At 74.7% G+C, this 18,251-nt stretch carries 13 protein-coding genes and 1 pseudogene; 9 read left to right on the top strand and 5 right to left on the bottom strand.

What is annotated here, in order from left to right; genetic code table 11:
• Nucleotides 1-322 precede the first annotated feature (322 nt).
• The 3 genes and pseudogenes from guaA (at nucleotide 323) to ACZ52R_RS26325 (ending at nucleotide 3,140) form a co-directional block, all read left to right on the top strand.
• Nucleotides 323-1,918, top strand: a complete 1,596-nt coding sequence (gene guaA / locus ACZ52R_RS26335; RefSeq protein WP_360495125.1) for a glutamine-hydrolyzing GMP synthase — start codon at nucleotides 323-325, stop codon at nucleotides 1,916-1,918.
• A 202-nt stretch (nucleotides 1,919-2,120) separates the two neighbouring features.
• Nucleotides 2,121-2,648, top strand: a pseudogene (locus ACZ52R_RS26330) (DoxX family membrane protein); the annotation flags it as partial.
• A gap of 48 nt (nucleotides 2,649-2,696) precedes the next feature.
• Nucleotides 2,697-3,140, top strand: a complete 444-nt coding sequence (locus tag ACZ52R_RS26325; RefSeq protein WP_396288793.1) for a ubiquinol-cytochrome c reductase iron-sulfur subunit — start codon at nucleotides 2,697-2,699, stop codon at nucleotides 3,138-3,140.
• A 59-nt stretch (nucleotides 3,141-3,199) separates the two neighbouring features.
• Here ACZ52R_RS26325 and ACZ52R_RS26320 read toward each other — a convergent pair whose 3' ends face one another.
• A complete protein-coding gene (locus ACZ52R_RS26320) occupies nucleotides 3,200-3,409 on the bottom strand; it encodes a hypothetical protein (RefSeq protein ID WP_360495131.1) in 210 nt (69 codons plus the stop codon).
• The gene (locus ACZ52R_RS26315; RefSeq protein ID WP_465616232.1) at nucleotides 3,406-4,836 is read right to left on the bottom strand and encodes a PspC domain-containing protein; all 1,431 of its coding nucleotides are present in this window, start codon (nucleotides 4,834-4,836) and stop codon (nucleotides 3,406-3,408) included. The genes ACZ52R_RS26320 and ACZ52R_RS26315 overlap by 4 nt, the downstream gene beginning before the upstream one ends.
• A gap of 263 nt (nucleotides 4,837-5,099) precedes the next feature.
• On the opposite strand from ACZ52R_RS26315, the gene ACZ52R_RS26310 reads away from it, so the two are divergent.
• The 3 genes from ACZ52R_RS26310 (at nucleotide 5,100) to pcrA (ending at nucleotide 9,851) form a co-directional block, all read left to right on the top strand.
• Nucleotides 5,100-6,431 (top strand): ATP-binding protein, encoded by a 1,332-nt coding sequence (locus ACZ52R_RS26310; protein ID WP_465616373.1) that lies wholly within the window; start codon nucleotides 5,100-5,102, stop codon nucleotides 6,429-6,431.
• On the top strand, nucleotides 6,424-7,128 hold the full coding sequence (locus ACZ52R_RS26305) for a LuxR C-terminal-related transcriptional regulator (RefSeq protein ID WP_465616234.1): 705 nt from the start codon (nucleotides 6,424-6,426) through the stop codon (nucleotides 7,126-7,128). Before ACZ52R_RS26310 ends, ACZ52R_RS26305 begins: the two co-directional genes overlap by 8 nt.
• An 83-nt stretch (nucleotides 7,129-7,211) precedes the next feature.
• Complete coding sequence (gene pcrA, locus ACZ52R_RS26300; protein WP_465754261.1) at nucleotides 7,212-9,851, top strand: DNA helicase PcrA; 2,640 nt, start codon at nucleotides 7,212-7,214, stop codon at nucleotides 9,849-9,851.
• Nucleotides 9,852-9,853: 2 nt separating this feature from the next.
• Here the strand turns inward: pcrA and ACZ52R_RS26295 are convergent, their stop codons facing one another.
• Nucleotides 9,854-10,654, bottom strand: coding sequence for a M23 family metallopeptidase (locus ACZ52R_RS26295; RefSeq protein ID WP_465616238.1), 801 nt, complete (start codon nucleotides 10,652-10,654; stop codon nucleotides 9,854-9,856).
• 328 nt (nucleotides 10,655-10,982) lie between these two features.
• Here ACZ52R_RS26295 and ACZ52R_RS26290 point away from each other — a divergent pair, with 328 nt between their 5' ends.
• The gene (locus tag ACZ52R_RS26290; RefSeq protein ID WP_189916109.1) at nucleotides 10,983-11,387 is read left to right on the top strand and encodes a cobalamin B12-binding domain-containing protein; all 405 of its coding nucleotides are present in this window, start codon (nucleotides 10,983-10,985) and stop codon (nucleotides 11,385-11,387) included.
• 152 nt (nucleotides 11,388-11,539) lie between these two features.
• On the opposite strand, the gene ACZ52R_RS26285 is transcribed toward ACZ52R_RS26290, so the two are convergent.
• Together ACZ52R_RS26285 and ACZ52R_RS26280 are read right to left on the bottom strand one after the other, a co-directional pair.
• Nucleotides 11,540-13,150: a DUF5691 domain-containing protein gene (locus ACZ52R_RS26285; RefSeq protein ID WP_465662413.1), complete on the bottom strand. Its 1,611-nt coding sequence runs from the start codon at nucleotides 13,148-13,150 to the stop codon at nucleotides 11,540-11,542.
• An 11-nt stretch (nucleotides 13,151-13,161) separates the two neighbouring features.
• A complete protein-coding gene (locus ACZ52R_RS26280; protein ID WP_465754260.1) occupies nucleotides 13,162-14,460 on the bottom strand; it encodes an SWIM zinc finger family protein in 1,299 nt (432 codons plus the stop codon).
• 189 nt (nucleotides 14,461-14,649) lie between these two features.
• On the opposite strand from ACZ52R_RS26280, the gene ACZ52R_RS26275 reads away from it, so the two are divergent.
• Both ACZ52R_RS26275 and ACZ52R_RS26270 read left to right on the top strand, forming a co-directional pair.
• Entirely contained in the window at nucleotides 14,650-15,732 is a 1,083-nt protein-coding gene (locus ACZ52R_RS26275; RefSeq protein ID WP_465616244.1) for an ATP-binding protein, read from the top strand.
• Nucleotides 15,729-18,182: a DUF5682 family protein gene (locus tag ACZ52R_RS26270; protein WP_465616246.1), complete on the top strand. Its 2,454-nt coding sequence runs from the start codon at nucleotides 15,729-15,731 to the stop codon at nucleotides 18,180-18,182. Before ACZ52R_RS26275 ends, ACZ52R_RS26270 begins: the two co-directional genes overlap by 4 nt.
• Nucleotides 18,183-18,251 lie beyond the last annotated feature (69 nt).

Here is an 18,251-nt window from a genome sequence, read left to right as displayed (position 1 = left end):
GAGCCGCGCTCCCGGCGGAGCCGGGCGGCGGCGCCACATGCGCCGGTGGACTGGGGTGAAGCTCCACGCGTGGTCCTGCAGCCGTACGGCGATGCCCCCGCGGGGGTCGGTCGGCGCGTCTGGCGGACGCGGCGCGGCCGTGCGGTCGTCTGAAGCAACGAATCGCGGCCCCGTCCGGTCACGGTCCTTTGGATGGGCAGACGAGTGAAACCGGACAGCCCGGTAGAATCGGAGCCAGACACCCCACGCCCGTCGCCACCGCAGCCCCGCAGGGGGAGGCGGCTCCGCGTGACACCTCGATACCGCTGCCGGAAGGCCGTCTGTGTCCTCTGCAATTCCCGTCCAGTCCGCGCCGGACAACGACACCGTCCTGGTGGTCGACTTCGGTGCCCAGTACGCCCAGCTCATCGCCCGTCGGGTGCGTGAGGCGCGGGTCTACAGCGAGATCGTGCCGAGCAGCATGCCGGTCGCCGAGATGCTCGCCAAGAACCCCAAGGCGATCATCCTCTCCGGCGGCCCGTCGTCGGTCTACGAAGAGGGCGCGCCGCAGATCGACCGCGCGATCTTCGAGGCCGGTGTCCCGGTCTTCGGCATGTGCTACGGCTTCCAGCTGATGGCCGTGACCCTCGGCGGCACTGTCGACAACACCGGTGCCCGCGAGTACGGCCGCACCCCGCTGACCGTCTCCCGCTCCGGCTCGACCCTGTTCGAGGGTGTCCCCGCGCAGCACTCGGTGTGGATGTCGCACGGCGACGCCTGCTCGGCCGCGCCGGAGGGCTTCATCGTCTCCGCCTCCACCGACGTGGTCCCGGTCGCGGCCTTCGAGAACGACGCGGCCCGCCTGTACGGCGTCCAGTACCACCCCGAGGTGCTGCACTCCGACCACGGTCAGCAGATCCTGGAGCACTTCCTCTACCGCGGCGCCGGCATCGCTCCGACCTGGACCACCGGCAGCGTGGTCGAGGAGCAGATCGCCCTGATCCGCGAGCAGGTCGGCACCAAGCGCGCGATCTGCGGCCTGTCCGGCGGCGTGGACTCCGCGGTCGCGGCCGCCCTGGTCAACAAGGCCATCGGCGACCGGCTGACCTGCGTCTACGTCGACCACGGCCTGATGCGCAAGGGCGAGACCGAGCAGGTCGAGAAGGACTTCGTGGCCGCCACCGGCGTGCAGCTGAAGGTCGTCGACGCCGCCGAGCGCTTCCTGAGCGCGCTGAAGGGGGTCACCGACCCCGAGGAGAAGCGCAAGATCATCGGCCGGGAGTTCATCCGGGTCTTCGAGCAGGCCCAGGCCGAGATCATCGCCGAGGCCGGCGAGCAGGGCGAGTCGGTCGACTTCCTGGTCCAGGGCACCCTGTACCCGGACGTCGTGGAGTCCGGCGGCGGCACCGGCACCGCCAACATCAAGTCCCACCACAACGTCGGCGGCCTGCCCGAGGACCTGCAGTTCCAGCTGGTCGAGCCGCTGCGCAAGCTGTTCAAGGACGAGGTCCGGATGGTCGGCCAGGAGCTGGGCCTGCCGGAGGAGATCGTCCAGCGTCAGCCGTTCCCGGGCCCGGGCCTGGGCATCCGGATCGTCGGCGAGGTCACCGAGGAGCGCCTGGACCTGCTCCGCGACGCCGATGCGATCGCCCGCGAGGAGCTGACCGCGGCCGGTCTGGACCGCGAGATCTGGCAGTGCCCGGTCGTGCTGCTCGCCGACGTGCGCAGCGTGGGCGTGCAGGGCGACGGCCGCACCTACGGCCACCCGATCGTGCTGCGTCCGGTCTCGTCCGAGGACGCCATGACCGCGGACTGGTCGCGCCTGCCGTACGACGTGCTGGCCCGGATCTCCACCCGGATCACCAACGAGGTCCGCGACGTGAACCGCGTCGTCGTCGACGTCACCAGCAAGCCGCCGGGCACCATCGAGTGGGAGTGACCACTCCCGCCGGCCGTTAGACCGACGACCGGAGCCTGAACGGTCGCGCCGTCGTTCCCGTATGGAAGGGAACGGCGGCGCGGCCGTTCGCGGTGCGGGCGCCGTTCCCCGGGTGGGACCTCCCACCGAAAGCGGTCAGGAGCGGGCAGAATGCGGACCGGACCTGTCAGGGAGTGACAGGCCGAGAGGGAAGGTGTGCGGGATGTCGGAGGCCAGCAACTCGGTGCCGGCCGGCGGGGGAGCGGCCGACCGGGCCGACCGGGCGGCGCAGCGGCGGGCCCTCGGGTCCAGGTACGCACTGCTCCCGCTGCGGCTCTTCCTCGGCGTCACCTTCGGGTACGCCGCCCTCGACAAGCTCTCCGACGCGCACTACCTGGCCGGGGCGGGCGACCCGGCCTCCTTCGTCTCCCAGACCCAGGCGGCCAAGGCCGGCGGCAGCCCGATCTTGTTCCTGCTCGGCCCCGCCCTCGACCACCCGACCCTGTTCGCGCTCGCCATCGCCTTCGGCGAGCTGGCGGTCGGCCTCGGCACCCTGTTCGGCCTCTGGGGCCGGGCCGCCGCGCTCGGCGGCGCGCTCCTCAACCTCAGCCTCTGGCTGACCGTCAGCTGGAGCGTCTCGCCGTACTACCTCGGCAACGACCTCGCCTACCTGATGGCCTGGACCCCGCTGGTGCTGGCCGGCACCCCGTACCTGTCGGTGGACGGCTACCTCGCCCGCCGGGCCGGCCGGGACCGCGCGCGGGGGCTGGGCGAGGACCACGCCAGGCGCCGGGCACTGGTGGACGGCGGGATCGCGGCCGTCGCGATCGGCGGGGCCGGGCTGCTCACCGGCTCGCTGACCCGCACCTTCGGCCGGGACAAGGGCGCCGCGCCCAAGCAGTCGGCGGCCCCGGTCTCCGCCGCCCCGGGGCCCGCCCCCACGGTGTCCGCCGCGAGCGTGCCGGTCGGCGGCTCGGCCCAGGTCAAGGACCCGGCCACCGGGGACGCCGTCTACATCGTGCAGCCCACGGCGGGCCAGTACTGCGGCCTCTCCTCGGTGTGCACCCACTCCGGCTGCGCCGTGGACGCCCCGAAGAACGGCCGGCTCTACTGCCCCTGCCACGGCTCCCGGTTCGACGCCGCGACCGGCGCGGTGGTGAACGGGCCGGCGGTCAAGCCGCTGCCGAAGTACACCGTCACCAAGGACGGGGACAAGCTGACCCTGGGCCCGCAGCAGAGCTGAGGCCCAGGGCCGGGGGCTCGCTCGGGAGCGGGAGTCCGGGGGCGGCGACTCGGGGCGGATTACTCCTCGCGGCCGGGGCGGCCGCGCCGGGCCACCGCCGCGACCGCGCCGGCCAGGCCGCCGACGCCGAGCACGATGAAGGTGACCGGGATGACGATCCGCCCGTTCACCGACTGGTCGTTGAGCGCGGCGACCAGGTAGAGCACGGCGAGCACGGTGAACAGTGCGCCCGCGATCAGCGAGAACAGGTCGAGCCGGTGCTTCCTCACTGCTGGACCACCTTGATGTTGCCGAGCCCGATGCCGAGTTCGAGGTTGAGCGTGCCCTTGGAGGCCTGGCCGTCGGCCGGGTCGATCAGATAGCTGTGCCGTCCGGTGCTGTTGCTGCGGTCGCCGGGGACGGTGACGTCGCCGAGGCCGACCCGGGCGGTCACGTTCACCGTCACGTCGGCCGGCACGGTGACGGTCATGTCGCCGGCGCCGAGGTCGACCTTGGTGGCGAGGGTGCCGCCGGCCGGGGCGAGCCCGGACAGGTCCAGCCGGAGGTTGCCCGCCCCCAGGTTGTACCGGTCGTGAAGGTCGGACGCCGCGGTGACCGTCCAGTCGCGATCGCCGACGGCGTTCCTCATCGAGTCCGGCGAGTGGCCGACGAAGGCCAGCGCCAGGGTGAGCAGCAGGCCGGTCGCCGCCAGCTTGCGGGCCCGGCCGAACTTCGCGCCGACCAGCAGGGTCAGGCCGACCACCAGCAGCGCGGCGGCCAGCGCCGTCGCGCTCAGCACGGTGGGGTTGTGGTGGTTCGACGAGGCGGACCAGACCGCGGCGGCCGCGCCGATCGCCAGCAGGAAGCCGAAGAAGCCGAGCGCCGAGCGCTCCCGGGGGTGCCGTACGACGGCGGGCTCGGAGCGGCGCTTCGGGTGCTCCTTGCGCAGCGGGTCGCCCTCGGGCAGGTCGGCGCGCTGCCACCAGGGCTGGGCCGGGCCGCCGACCGGCGGCACCGGGGTGCCGAACGGCGGGGTCGCGGTCGCGGAGGTGGCGCCGTACGGGTTGCGCTCGGGGTGGCGCGGGTCCCACAGGTACCCGCTCGCGCCCGGGGCGGGACTGTCGGCGGGGACCGTTCCGGCGGCCCGGTCGGCGGCGTGCCGGGCGCGGGCAGCCTCGTCCGGCGCCGACTGCGGCCAGAGGTGGCCCTCGGACTCGGACCCGGGCAAGTGGCGGTCGTACGGACCCCCGTGCCGGCGGCCACGCCCCCGGCCGCGGCGGCGGTCCGGGTCGTAGCGCACCGCCAGGAAGACCAGGCCGGCGAGCAGGAGCAGCGGGAACATCTGGTCGCCGTCGCCCATCGAGGAGAAGAACACCCCGGTGCCGATCACGGTCAGCAGCACCGCGCCGACCGACTGGCCGTCCACCCGTCCGGTGAGCACCCGCTGGAGCTCGGTGCGCCCGCCGCGGCCCTTGGACGGGTCGTCGGTCGGGACGATCAGCCAGGCCAGGCCGTACAGGAACAGCCCGAGCCCGCCGGAGAGGCAGAGCACCACGGTGACCACCCGGAAGACCACCGGGTCGATGTCCAGGTGCCGGCCGAGGCCGCCGCAGACGCCTGCCACCACACGGCGGTGCTCGGCCCTGGTCAGCGGCGGGCGTTCCGGCTCCGGCGGGGCGGCGGGCCCGGCCTCCTCGATGCGGGGGTCCTCGGTCATGGACACCATCCTTCCGGCAGGTACGGGTCCGGCCCAACCGGGAGCGCCCCTGCCCGTACCCTGACTTGTCCCTGATACGGGCTAGGGACACACCCTGATGCGCCCGCGGGGCCGCGCGTGGAACCATCGGTGGCGTGGCAGCCCCCGGTACCGACCCCCGAACCATCGCCTCCGACGCCGTGCCGTCGGCCGGCGCCGAGTCCAACGCGTCCGACGGCGGGAAGCCGCCGTACCGCCGGCTCTACCGCAGCCCGCAGGGCCGCATGCTCGGCGGCGTCGCGCACGGTCTGGCGGTGCACCTCGGGCTGCCGGTGCGCTGGGTGCGGCTCGCCTTCGTCCTGCTGTTCTTCGCGCAGGGGATCGGCGCGCTGCTGTACGCCGCGTTCTGGTTCGTGGTGCCGATCGGCATCGGCGAGCCCTCGCAGCGCGGCGGCGCCCAATGGGTGTACCTCAACGGCGTGTTCGTGCCGGCCGCGCCCGGGCTGCAGAGCGGCCTGCTGAGCAAGGGCCCCGCCGGCGGCTGGCTCGGGCGGCTGCGTCAACTGCTCCAGCACACCCTGCAGGGCGAGCCGGTGGCGCCGCTCGCGGAGGGCGAAGCCGCGGCGCCGACCGGCAAGAGCGGACAGGGCGGCCTCGCCCAGCTCGCCGCCCTGGTCATGGTCGTGATCGGCCTGATCGCCCTGCTCAACGTGCTCGGCTGGCAGACCGCCAAGCCGTACACCTGGCCGCTGCTGGCGATCGGCGTCGGCGTCGCGCTGGTCTGGCGGCAGGCCGACGACTCGCGCTGGCAGCGCTGGTTCGGCATCGAGGAGGGCGAGAAGCGGCGCGGCGCCTACACCCGGGTCGGCGCGGGCGTGCTGCTCACGGTGGCCGGCACCATCGCGCTGCTCGCCATGCAGGGCAGCGGTTCCGCGCTCGGCTCGGTCATCGAGGCCTCGCTCGCGGTGCTCGCCGGGGTGCTGGTACTGCTCGGCCCGTACGGCCTGCGGCTGTGGCAGGACCTCGGCGCCGAGCGCACCGCCCGCATCCGCGCCCAGGAGCGGGCCGAGATCGCCGCGCACATCCACGACTCCGTGCTGCACACCCTGACCCTGATCCAGCGCCGGGCCGAGGACCCCAAGGAGGTGCTGCGGCTGGCCCGCTCGCAGGAGCGCGAGCTGCGGCTGTGGCTGTACCGCCCGGAGGCCGCCGCCGAGGCCGCCCCGGACACCATGGCGGAGAGCCTGCGCGCCGCCGTCGCCGAGGTCGAGGACCGGCACGGCGTCCCGGTCGAGCTGGTCATCGTCGGCGACTGCCCGATGGACGAGAGGATCGCGGCACAGATGCAGGCCGCGAGGGAGGCGACCGTCAACGCGGCCAAGTACGGTGGCGGGGGACCGGTCCAGGTCTACGCCGAGGTGGAGGGGAGGACGGTGTCGGTGTTCGTCCGCGACCACGGCCCTGGCTTCGACCCCGACACGGTGCCCGAGGACCGGATGGGCGTACGGGAGTCGATCATCGGCCGGATGAAGCGCAACGGCGGCACCGCTCGGGTGCGGCCGGCGGCGGGCGGCGGTACCGAGGTCGAGCTGGAGATGGAGAGAACGAATGACTGAGGCAGCGCCGATGGGGGTCCCCGCGGCCGAAGGCTCCGGGCGTACCGCGCGGGTCGTCCTGGTGGACGACCACCGGATGTTCCGGACGGGGGTCCGGGCCGAGATCGGCCGCACCGACGTGACCGGCATCGACGTGGTCGGAGAGGCCGACGACGTGGACTCGGCGGTCCGCGTGGTCGCCGAGACCAGGCCCGACGTGGTCCTGCTCGACGTCCACCTGCCCGGCGGCGGCGGCGTCGAGGTGCTGCGCCGCTCGGTCGGCGTGATGGGCGAGCAGGGCGGGGTGAAGTTCCTGGCGCTGTCGGTGTCGGACGCCGCCGAGGACGTCATCGGGGTCATCCGCGGCGGCGCGCGCGGCTACGTCACCAAGACCATCACCGGCACCGACCTGGTGAACGCGATCTTCCGGATCGCCGACGGCGACGCCGTGTTCTCGCCCCGACTGGCCGGCTTCGTCCTGGACGCCTTCGCCGCCACCGACACCCCGCCGGTCGACGAGGACCTGGACCGCCTCACCCAGCGCGAGCGCGAGGTCCTGCGCCTGATCGCCCGCGGCTACGCCTACAAGGAGATCGCCAAGCAGCTCTTCATCTCGGTGAAGACCGTCGAGAGCCACGTCTCCGCCGTTCTGCGCAAGCTCCAGCTGAGCAACCGCCACGAGCTGACCCGCTGGGCCACCGCCCGCCGCCTGGTCTGATCACCCCCGGCGTCGAGCCCGCCCGGTCCGGTTCCTCCGGGCCGGGCGGGCTTGTCGGTGGGTGGCCATAGACTCGGAGTGCCATGAGTAGCCTCTTTGACGACCTTCCGCTCCCCGGTTTCGAGGCACTTGCCGCCGGGTCGAAGCAGCCCGACGCGCCCATCGACGAGGAGCCCCCGCCGTACGAGGACGACGTTCCGTACGACGCGTACGAGGAGGCGATCCCGGACGGGCTGTTCCGGACCGACCACTCCGCTGACGCGGAGCGGGACGCCTGGTACCGCAACGGCGCCGCCCGTACGGTGATCGACCCGGCGCAGCTGCTGGAGGGGATGAACGACCCGCAGCGCGAGGCCGTGCTGCACGCGGGGTCGCCGCTGCTGATCGTGGCCGGCGCCGGTTCGGGCAAGACCCGGGTGCTGACCCACCGGATCGCCTACCTGCTGGGCGCCCGCGGGGTGCAGCCGGGGGAGATCCTGGCGATCACCTTCACCAACAAGGCCGCCGGCGAGATGCGCGAGCGCGTCGAGGCACTGGTCGGCCCGCGCGCCCGGGCGATGTGGGTGTCCACCTTCCACAGCGCCTGTGTGCGGATCCTGCGCCGCGAGTCCAAGCAGCTGGGGTTCACCTCCAGCTTCTCGATCTACGACTCGGCCGACTCGCAGCGGCTGATGTCGCTGGTCTGCCGCGACCTCGACCTGGACCCGAAGCAGTTCCCGCCGAAGTCCTTCACGGCGAAGGTCAGCAACCTCAAGAACGAGCTGATCGACGAGGAGACCTTCGCCGACCAGGCCGCCAACCCGATGGAGAAGAAGCTCGCCGAGGCGTACGCGCTGTACCAGCGGCGGCTGCGCGAGGCCAACGCGCTGGACTTCGACGACATCATCATGACGACGGTGAACCTGCTGCAGGCCTTCCCCGACGTCGCCGAGCACTACCGGCGCCGGTTCCGGCACATCCTGGTCGACGAGTACCAGGACACCAACCACGCCCAGTACATGCTGGTCCGGGAGCTGAGCGGCGGATCCGTCGCGGCCGCGCCGAAGCGCACCGCGGACGGGGACTTCGTGAACCCGGCCGCCGCGCACCTCGCCGAGGTGCCGCCGGCCGAGCTGTGCGTCGTCGGTGACGCGGACCAGTCGATCTACGCCTTCCGCGGCGCGACCATCCGCAACATCCTCCAGTTCGAGGAGGACTACCCGAACGCGACCACGATCCTGCTGGAGCAGAACTACCGCTCCACGCAGACCATCCTGAGCGCCGCCAACGCCGTCATCGAGCGCAACGCCAACCGCCGCGAGAAGAAGCTCTGGACGGCCGGCGACCACGGCGAGAAGGTCATCGGCTACGTCGCGGACGACGAGCACGGCGAGGCCCAGTTCATCGCCGACGAGATCGACCGGCTCACCGACAAGGGCGAGGCCAAGCCCGGCGACGTCGCGATCTTCTACCGGACCAACGCCCAGTCCCGGGTCTTCGAGGAGGTGTTCATCCGGGTCGGCCTGCCGTACAAGGTGGTCGGCGGGGTGCGCTTCTACGAGCGCAAGGAGGTCCGGGACGTCCTGGCCTACCTGCGGGTGCTCTCCAACCCGGAGGACACCGTGCCGCTGCGCCGGATCCTCAACGTGCCCAAGCGCGGCATCGGCGACCGGGCCGAGGCGATGATCGACGCGCTGGCCGCGCGGGAGCGGATCTCCTTCGCCCAGGCGCTGGCGCGGGTGGACGAGGCGTACGGGATGGCCGCGCGCTCGGCCAACGCCGTCAAGAAGTTCAACACCCTGATGGCCGGGCTGCGCCAGGTCGTCGAGTCGGGCGCGGGTCCGGCGGCGGTGCTGGAGGCCGTCCTGGAGGAGACCGGCTACCTGGCCGAGCTCCAGTCCTCCACCGACCCGCAGGACGAGACCCGGGTGGAGAACCTGCAGGAACTCGCCTCCGTCGCCCTCGAGTACGAGCAGGACCCGGGCGAGCGGCCGGACGCCGAGGAGGACGGCGCGCCGCCGGTCGGCTCGCTGGCCGACTTCCTGGAGCGGGTCGCGCTGGTCGCCGACTCCGACCAGATCCCGGACGAGGACGAGGAGGGGCGCGGCGTCATCACGATGATGACCCTGCACACCGCCAAGGGCCTGGAGTTCCCGGTGGTCTTCCTGACCGGCATGGAGGACGGGATCTTCCCGCACATGCGGGCGCTCAACCAGGTCAAGGAGCTGGAGGAGGAGCGCCGACTCGCGTACGTCGGGCTGACCCGGGCGCGCGAGCGGCTGTACCTGACCCGCTCGGTGCTGCGCAGCGCCTGGGGGCAGCCGGCGTACAACCCGGCCTCGCGGTTCCTGGAGGAGATCCCGGAGACGCTGGTGGAGTGGAAGCGCACCGGGGCGGTGCAGGCGCCGGCCCAGCGCGGCTACTCCTCGGGCTCGTCCTGGGGCAAGTCCTCGTCCGGGGGCGGCAGTTCGCGTTCGTCCTCGGGGTCCTCGTCCTCGTCGTCGTTCTCGGCCTCGGCCTCGCCGAAGGCGGGCTGGGGGCAGTCCGCGCGGCGCGGCGGCAAGGTGGTGGAGCGCGACGGCGTCTCGCTGGCCGTCGGCGACCGGGTCACCCACGACAGCTTCGGGCTGGGCACGGTGGTGGCCGTGACGGGCGTGGGCGACCGGGCGCAGGCCACCGTCGACTTCGGCACGCAGGGGCGCAAGCAGCTGCTGCTGCGCTACGCGCCCGTCGAGAAGCTGTAGCGCTAGCGGGGGTCCAGGCCGTTGGCCAGGAACCACGGCAGCGGGTCGATCGGCCCGCTGCCGGCCGGCCGGATCTCGAAGTGCAGGTGCGGCCCGGTGCTGTTGCCGCTGCTGCCGACGAAGGCGATGACGTCGCCCTGCTTCACCGGCCCCTTGCGGATCTTGTAGCCGCGCAGGTGGCAGTACCAGGCCTCGGTGCCGTCGGACATCTTGAGGACCGACATGTAGCCGTAGAACGGGTTCCACTGGGTGCGGATCGTGCCGTCGGCGACGGCCATGACCTGGCTGCCGCCGTCGACCGGGAAGTCGATGCCGGTGTGGCGGTTGGCCCAGTGGGTGCCCGCCTCGCCGAACAGCTCGCCGAGGCCGTGCTGCGCGACCGGCATGACCACCTTGGGTTTGACCGGTTCCGGGGCCGGCTCGGCGGCGGGCTGCGCGGTCGGGGGGTCGCTCGGCCGGGCGTCGGTGGGCTGGGTGCCGGCCAGCGGTCGGCGGGCGTCGCCGCGCGAGGCCTGGGCCTGGTCGCCGGTCGCGAGGGCCTGCCGCGCCGCGGTCCGGGCGGCGGTGTTGTCCGGGGCGTCGGCCGCCGAGGCCTGCGACGGCACCCGCCCGTCCTGCTCCTGCACCACCGTGACGGCCGCCGCGCCGGCGACCCCGAGCGCGGCCATCGACGGGAGCGCGACCCGCAGCAGCGCCGTCCGGGTGGCCGCCTTGGCGGCACCGCGGCGCTCGGCGCGGGACTGCTCGCGGGCGGCGAGGCGCAGCTGCGCACGGGTCGGACGGGCGGCTGCTTCGGGAGCCATCGGGGGCTGCCTCCTCGGTGGGCCTCGGTCACGGACGTCGTCGGTCGAGGTCGAACAGCCGTGACTGTAGCCGGAAGGCCGACGCGCCGGAAAAACCTCCGGTTGTCAAGGGGGCGCTCGGGGGGTCTGTGGGGAGGTCGGCGGAAGGATGGGTATACCCGCTGGTAGCAAGGCTTGGAGCTGTGACTTTGCCCTCCTCTTGGGAGGGGGCGCGGTCAAGCGGGCCGGGTGGCGCTAACCTCCCCTCAGGTTGGTTATTGACCGTTAACCGCGCCCGTGGCCCACGAAGCCCGGTGGGGTGGTGGACAACGATGTCCAGGAGGCAGTGATGAGTGTGTCGGGGCCGATCCGTGTGGTGGTCGCCAAGCCGGGGCTCGACGGTCACGACCGTGGCGCCAAGGTCATTGCGCGTGCCCTGCGCGACGCCGGTATGGAGGTCATCTACACCGGGCTGCACCAGACGCCCGAGCAGGTCGTCGACACCGCGATCCAGGAGGACGCGGACGGCATCGGGCTGTCGATCCTCTCCGGTGCCCACATGACGCTGTGCGCGCGGGTGCTGGAGTTGCTGAAGGAGCGCGACGCGGCGGACATCAAGGTCTTCTGCGGGGGGATCATCCCGGACGAGGACATCGCCGAGCTCAAGGCGATGGGCGTCGCGGACATCTTCACCCCGGGCACGCCCACCCGGGACGTGGTCGCCTGGGTCGAGGCCAACCTGCGGGCGAGCTGATCCTCGGGTGAGCTGATCGTCGGCAGGACGGGCGGGCCGGTCCCTCGGGGCCGGCCCGCCCTGCCGTTCCCGGGGCCGCTTCGTCACCCGGCCCGCCGGACCGCTCGTCCGGACTGCCCGGCCGGAGGCCCGTTCGGACTGCCCGCCCGGCGTCAGCCCGCCAGCTCCGCGAGCATCGCGGCCCGGAAGCGCAGGGTGCCGGCCAGCCGGGCGAAGGTCTCGGCCCAGGCGGAGTCCGGGGCGGCCCCGGCGGCCAGCTCCTCCACCGCGCCGGCCGTCTCGGGCGCGAGCGCGCGCTCCGTCATCCCGAGCACCCCGCTGTGGCTCCACGGGTACGCGCCGGAGGCGGCGGCCCGGGCCAGGGCGCTCACCACGGCGGTGGACAGCGGCGGCGTCCACGGGGTGGCGCAGGCGCCGAGCAGCTGGAAGGCCTCGCCCAGCCCGTGCACCTCGATGAACGCGGCCGTCCAGGCGGCCCGCTCCTCGGGCGGCAGGACGGCCAGCAGCTTGGCCGGGGCGCCGGTGGCACGCGGGGCACGGGCCCGGCCGGCGCCGCGGGTGGGCGGCACCGGGGCCGGGCCGAGCAGTGCCCGGGCCCAGCCGGCGTCGTGCTGGCGGACGGCGGCGCGCGCCCAGGCCTCCCGCAGGTCGTCGGCCCAACTGCTGCTGGTCTCGTCGATGCTGTCGCCGACCCGCAGGGCGAGCAGCTGTTCGGGTGTCAGGCCGGTGCTCTCCGGCCAGACCGAGAGCGGGGCCGCGGCCACCAGCTCGCCGAACCACCAGGCCCGTTCGCCGCGCCCGGTGGGGGACTTGGGCGCGATGCCGTCGCGCTGCATCTGCGCGTCGCACTCGGCGGGCGGGGTGACCAGCAGGTGCGTGCCGCTCCCGGCGAGGCGTACGGCGGTCCGCGCGCGCTCGCCCATCCGACGCGCCAGGGCGGAGCCGGGCAGGGTGGAGAGCAGTTCGGCGGCGGTCGCGCGGACGTTCTTGCTGCGGTCGCCGAGGGCGGCCTCCAGGAACGGCTCGTCGTCGGGGGAGAGGCCGTCCTGGAGGGAGTCCAGGAAGAGCAGGCGGTCCTCGGCCCGCTCGGTGGACCAGGTGCTCCGCAGCAGCTCCAGGCCGGCGGCCGGGTCCCGGCGGCGCAGCAGCGTGAGGTGGGTGACGCGCTCGGCGAACAGGCCCTCGTGCCACAGCTGGTGGTCGGCGGGGTCGTCCTGCTGCCGGGCCGGCTCCTGGGTGGTGGTGCGCAGCACGAACCGCCAGTCGGGGTTCCGCTCGGCCAGCCAGCGGCCCAGCGGGCCGGCCAGTGCGACGGCGTCGGAACGCAGTTCGCCGCGAGCGCGGGCGGCGTCGAGCAGGCCGGGTATCAGCGCGGCGGGCGGCCGCAGGCCCCGGGCGCGGGCGGTGGCGAGCCACTGCGGCAGCAGCTCGGCCAGGTTGGCCAGGGTGCCGCCGGCGGTGCCGCCGCTGCCGCCGGTGCGGCCGGCCAGCAGGACCGCCAGCCGGCGGGCGGCCGGCTCGGGCAGCTCCGGCCGGGTGTCCTCGGGCGCGGGCGGGCCGGGCGGCTCGGCGGCCGGTACGGGCAGCGCGCCCGCCCGGCGGCGGACGGTGGCGAGGGCGGCCAGCTCCAGCAGGGCGGTGGCCGGGTCGGTCCGGTCCACGGCGTCGGCGAGCGGCAGGGCGGTGGCCGGGAGCGGGCGGCGGTCGGTGCCGAGCAGGGCGCTGGTGTGCAGGGTCTCCCACGGGTCCTGGGTGATCGTCATTCTCGGTGCTCCTAGGAATTGGTGAGGCCGACCGGTCGGTGCCCGGCGGGCCAGGCCGTGACCGGGGCGAAGCCCTGGTGGCCGTACTCGCCGAAGACCGTCAGCGGGCGGCCGGTGGAGACCGCGGCCAGGCGCCACAGCGCCGCCTCCGGGACGGCCGAGGCACGGACGGGCACGGTTTGGTGGCCGTCCGTCAGGTACCAGCCGTCCGGGGTGCGGACCGGGACGACGTCGGTGAGGACGGTCGGCCAGGTGTCCAGCCACGGGTCGTCGGCGACGGCGGTGCCGTACCCGGCCACCGCCTCGGCGACGGTCAGCCCGGCGGGCGGGTCGGCCGGGCCCGCCTCGGGGGCGCCGTAGCGGGTGCCGAGGACGGCGCGCAGCGGGCGGGCGCCGGGGTGGTAGGCGAGTTCGGCCTCCAGCAGGTGGCCGGTGGGCAGGGCGAGGTCGGGGGCCTGGCCGGGGCGGCCGAAGGCCAGCAGCAGGGCGGGGCGGCCGGTCTTGGCGCCGCGCAGCCAGACCCGGCGGGTGGTGAGCCGCTCGTCGGACGTGTCCCGGCTGCCGAGCACCAGCCAGCGGTCGCGGACGGTGGGGCCGGCCAGCACCTCGGCGGCGTCCAGGGTGTAGCCGACCCGGGCGCGGACGCTCGCGGCCAGTTCGGCGGGCAGCTCGTCGAGCCGGGTGGCGGCGGTGGCGAGCAGGTGGAGCATCGCGTACTCCTCCAGCCGCCGCTCCTGCGGCAGGGCGTCGAGTTCGCGGACCCGGGCGGCCAGGCCGGGGGCCTGCGCGTCGACCATGCGGGCGGCGACCTCCTCCCAGGGGCCGGCGGCGGACTGGTCGGCCAGGCCGTGTCGGATCCGGTCGGCCAGGCGCAGCCGCAGCTCGGCCGCGCCGGCCGCGACCCGGGCGCCGCGCTTCTCGGCCCGGCGGCGGGCGGCCTCCGGGTCGACCGGCGCCGCCGCGCGTTTCTCGGCGCGCTCCTGGCGGGCCCGGAGCCAGTCGGCCGCCCAGTCGGCGGGCTCGGCGGCCGGGACGGCCTCCGGGGAGCCGCTCCACAGCAGGAGGAGTCCGAGCGCGTGCTTGCACGGGAACTTCCGGCTGGGGCAGGTGCAGTTGTAGGCGGGCGTGACGAGTTCGATCACGGTGCGGTACGGCGTGCGGCCGCTGCCCTTGCACTCGCCCCAGACCGCGGTGCCGTCGGCGCCCGTGCCGGACCACGACGCGGGCGAGGAGAGCTTGCCCGCCGCCTTCTGCGATGCGGCGTCAGGTGCCAGGGACAGGACGTGTTCGGTGCTCCAGCGTTCCTCCATGCGACCGACCGTAGGCGGCGGCACTGACAGTGGCTGACTGACCGTCCGGCGCCCTTCCCGGGGTCGGCGGGCGTTGTCAGTGGGACGGTGCAGGGTGGTTCCCACAGGCCGGGACGCCGACCTGGCTCCCCCCGATCATCCTGCCCCGGGGCACCCGTGTGCCCCGGTGGCCGACCTCAAGGAGCCCCCATGACCGACGTTCTGCGGCAGCACGCCGAGGACGCCTTCGCCGGCGAACTGGCCGCCCTGGCCGCGCAGGACGACCGTCCGCGCCCGGAGCGCTGGAAGCTGTCGCCATGGGCCGTGGCGACGTACCTGCTCGGCGGCGAACTGCCCGACGGCACCCGGATCACCCCCAAGTACATCGGCCCGCGCCGCGTGGTCGAGGTCGCCGTGACGACGCTGGCGACGGACCGGGCGCTGCTGCTGCTCGGCGTGCCCGGCACCGCGAAGACCTGGGTGTCCGAGCACCTGGCGGCCGCGATCAGCGGCGACTCCACGATGCTGGTGCAGGGCACCGCGGGCACCCCCGAGGAGGCCGTCCGGTACGGCTGGAACTACGCCCAGCTGCTCACCCGCGGCCCCAGCCCGGACGCCCTGGTGCCCTCGCCGCTGATGCGGGCGATGGCCGACGGCAAGATCGCCCGGGTCGAGGAGCTGACCCGCATCCCGGCCGACGTCCAGGACAGCCTGATCACCATCCTGTCCGAGAAGACTCTCCCGGTGCCGGAGTTGGGCAGCGAGACGCAGGCGGTGCGCGGCTTCAACGTGATCGCCACCGCCAACGACCGCGACCGCGGCGTCAACGAGCTCTCCAGCGCGTTGCGCCGCCGGTTCAACACCGTGGTGCTGCCGCTGCCGGGCTCGCTGGAGGAGGAGGTCGACATCGTCACCCGCCGGGTCGGCCAGCTCGGCCGCTCCCTGGAGCTGCCCGAACTGCCCGGCGGCGCCGAGGAGATCAGGCGCGTGGTGACCGTCTTCCGGGAGTTGCGGGCCGGGATCACGGTGGACGGCCGGACGAAGGTCAAGACCCCGAGCGGCACCCTCTCCACCGCCGAGGCGATCTCGGTGGTGACCAACGGCCTGGCCCTGGCCACCCACTTCGGCGACGGCGTGCTGCGCGCCGGGGACGTGACGGCCGGCATCCTCGGCGCCGTCGTCCGAGACCCGGTGGCGGACCAGGCGGTCTGGCGCGAGTACGTCGAAGGGGTGGTGCGCGAGCGCGACGGCTGGAAGGACTTCTACCGGGCCGCTCGCGAGGTGACGGCATGACCGCGGAGGTCGCTCTCCTCGGCATCCGCCACCACGGCCCCGGCTCGGCCCGTTCGGTGGCCGCCGCGCTGGCGCAGTGGCAGCCGGACGCGGTGCTCGTCGAGGGTCCGCCGGAGGCCGACGGCATCGTCCACCTGGCCGCCGAGAAGGACCTGGTGCCGCCGGTCGCGCTGCTCGCCCACGCGGTGGACGACCCGGCGAAGGCCGCCTTCTGGCCGTACGCCGCGTTCTCCCCGGAGTGGGTGGCGATCCGGCACGCCGTGGAGCACGACCTGCCGGTCCGCTTCATCGACCTGCCCGCCGGGTACGGCTTCGCGCGCGCGCCCGAGGCCACCGCCGGTTCCGACGACACCGCCGGTTCCGACGGCACCGGTGGATCCGACGCCACGGGTGCCGACGACGCCGGCGAGCTGCCCGTCGACCCGCTGGCACTGCTCGCCGAGGCGGCCGGGCACGACGACCCGGAGCGCTGGTGGGAGGACGTCGTCGAGCACCGCGCGCCCGGCACCGACGCGCTGGCCCCGTTCGCCGCCGTCGCCGAGGCGATGGGCGCGCTGCGCGCCGAGGGTCTCGGCGAGTCCCGCCGGGACCTGCTGCGCGAGGCGTACATGCGCCAGCAGATCCGCGCCGCCCGCCGCGCCGGGCACCGGCGGATCGCCGTGGTCTGCGGAGCCTTCCACGTCCCCGCGCTGGAGACGATGCCCACCGTCGCGCACGACCGGGCGCTGCTCGCCGAGCTGCCGAAGAAGGTGCGGACGGACATCACCTGGGTGCCCTGGACGCACCGCCGGCTCTCCCCGGCCACCGGGTACGGCGCGGGCGTGCACTCGCCCGGCTGGTACCACCACCTGTTCACCACCGACGGCGACCCGGTGCCGCGCTGGCTCACCCGGGCCGCCGACCTCCTGCGCGCCGAGGACCACCCGGTCTCCTCCGCCCACGTCATCGAGGCGGTCCGGCTCGCCGAGACCCTGGCCGTCCTGCGCGGTCGCCCGCTCGCCGGGCTGACCGAGACCCTGGACGCCGTCCGCGCGGTGCTCTGCGAGGGCTCGGACGTCGCCCTGGAGCTGGTCCGGGACCGCCTGGTGATCGGCGACGAGCTCGGCGAGGTCCCGGACGCCGCACCGGCGGTTCCGCTGCAGCGCGACCTCGCCCGGCTGCAGCGCTCGCTGCGACTCAAGCCCGAGGCCACGCCGAAGGACATCGACCTCGACCTGCGCAAGGAGACCGACGCGGCCCGCTCCCGGCTGCTGCACCGGCTGCGGCTGCTGGGCGTGGACTGGGGCGTGCCGGCCCGCTCCTCGGTCAACTCGACCGGGACGTTCCGGGAGAGTTGGCGGCTGTGCTGGCAGCCGGAGTTCGCGGTCCGGATCGCCGAGGCCGCCCAGTGGGGCACCACGGTCGAGGAAGCGGCCACCGGAAAGGCGGTCGGCACCGCCCGCGCCGCCGTCGAACTCGCCGAACTGACCGGCCTGGTGGAGACCTGCCTGCTGGCCGGGCTGTCCGGCGCGCTGCCCGCAGTGATGCGGGTGCTCGCCGACTGCGCGGCCCTGGACACCGACGTCGCGCACCTGGCGGGCGCGCTGCCCGCGCTGGTCCGCGCGCTGCGCTACGGCGACGTGCGGGGCACCGACGACGGCGCGCTCGCCGGGGCGGCGGCCGGCCTGGCCGAGCGGATCTGCGTCGGACTGCCGCCCGGCTGCGTCGGGCTGGACGCCGAGAGCGCGGCGGCGATGCGCGGCCGCCTCGACGAGGTGCACGGCGCGATCGGCCTGCTGACCTCCGCCGGGCCGCCGGCCGCCGACGCCGCACCGGACCGGGACGGTCCCGACGGCCGGGGTGACGCTGCCCACCCGGGCAACCCCGCCGCCCCCGCCGGCCCCGACCGGGCACCGGACCCGTACGGCCTGGCCGGCCTGGCCGACCGCTGGGCCGCCGCCCTGCGCTCACTGGCCGCCCGCGAGCCGTCCGGCGGCCCGGCGACCGGCGCCCCGGGCCTGCTCCGCGGCCGGGCCGTCCGGCTGCTGCTGGACGACGGCCGACTCGACTCCGAGGAGGCCGGCCGCCGACTGCGGCTGGTCCTGTCCGTCGCCAACGCCCCCGCGGACGCGGCCGGTTGGGTCGAGGGCTTCCTCACCGGCGGCGGCGCCCTGCTGCTGCACGACCCCCGGCTGCTCGCCCTGCTGGACGCCTGGCTGACCGGGGTGAGCGGCGAGGTCTTCACCGACGTCCTGCCGCTGCTGCGCCGTACCTTCGCCGGGCTGGAGGCGGGCGTGCGGACGACCATCGGCGGCCGGGTCGCGGCCGGTCCGCTCGGCGGCCCCCCGGCGGACCGGGCCCCGGTGGGCGAACTGGACCGCGCCCGCGCCGACGCCGCCGTCCCCGTCGTGGCCCTGCTGCTAGGCATCCGCCCGCGGATCCCCCGGCAGGCCGCCGGCCGCAACACCTGACCCTCGCAGCAGCGGACACACCCGCCGCACCCGACGACCCGCCGCACCCGACGACCGGCCGCACCCGAT

The organism is Kitasatospora sp. NPDC034023 (assembly GCF_055575795.1).
The sequence above is the reverse complement of the archived record's forward strand: the minus strand, read 5'-3'. Positions and strand labels throughout refer to the sequence as shown.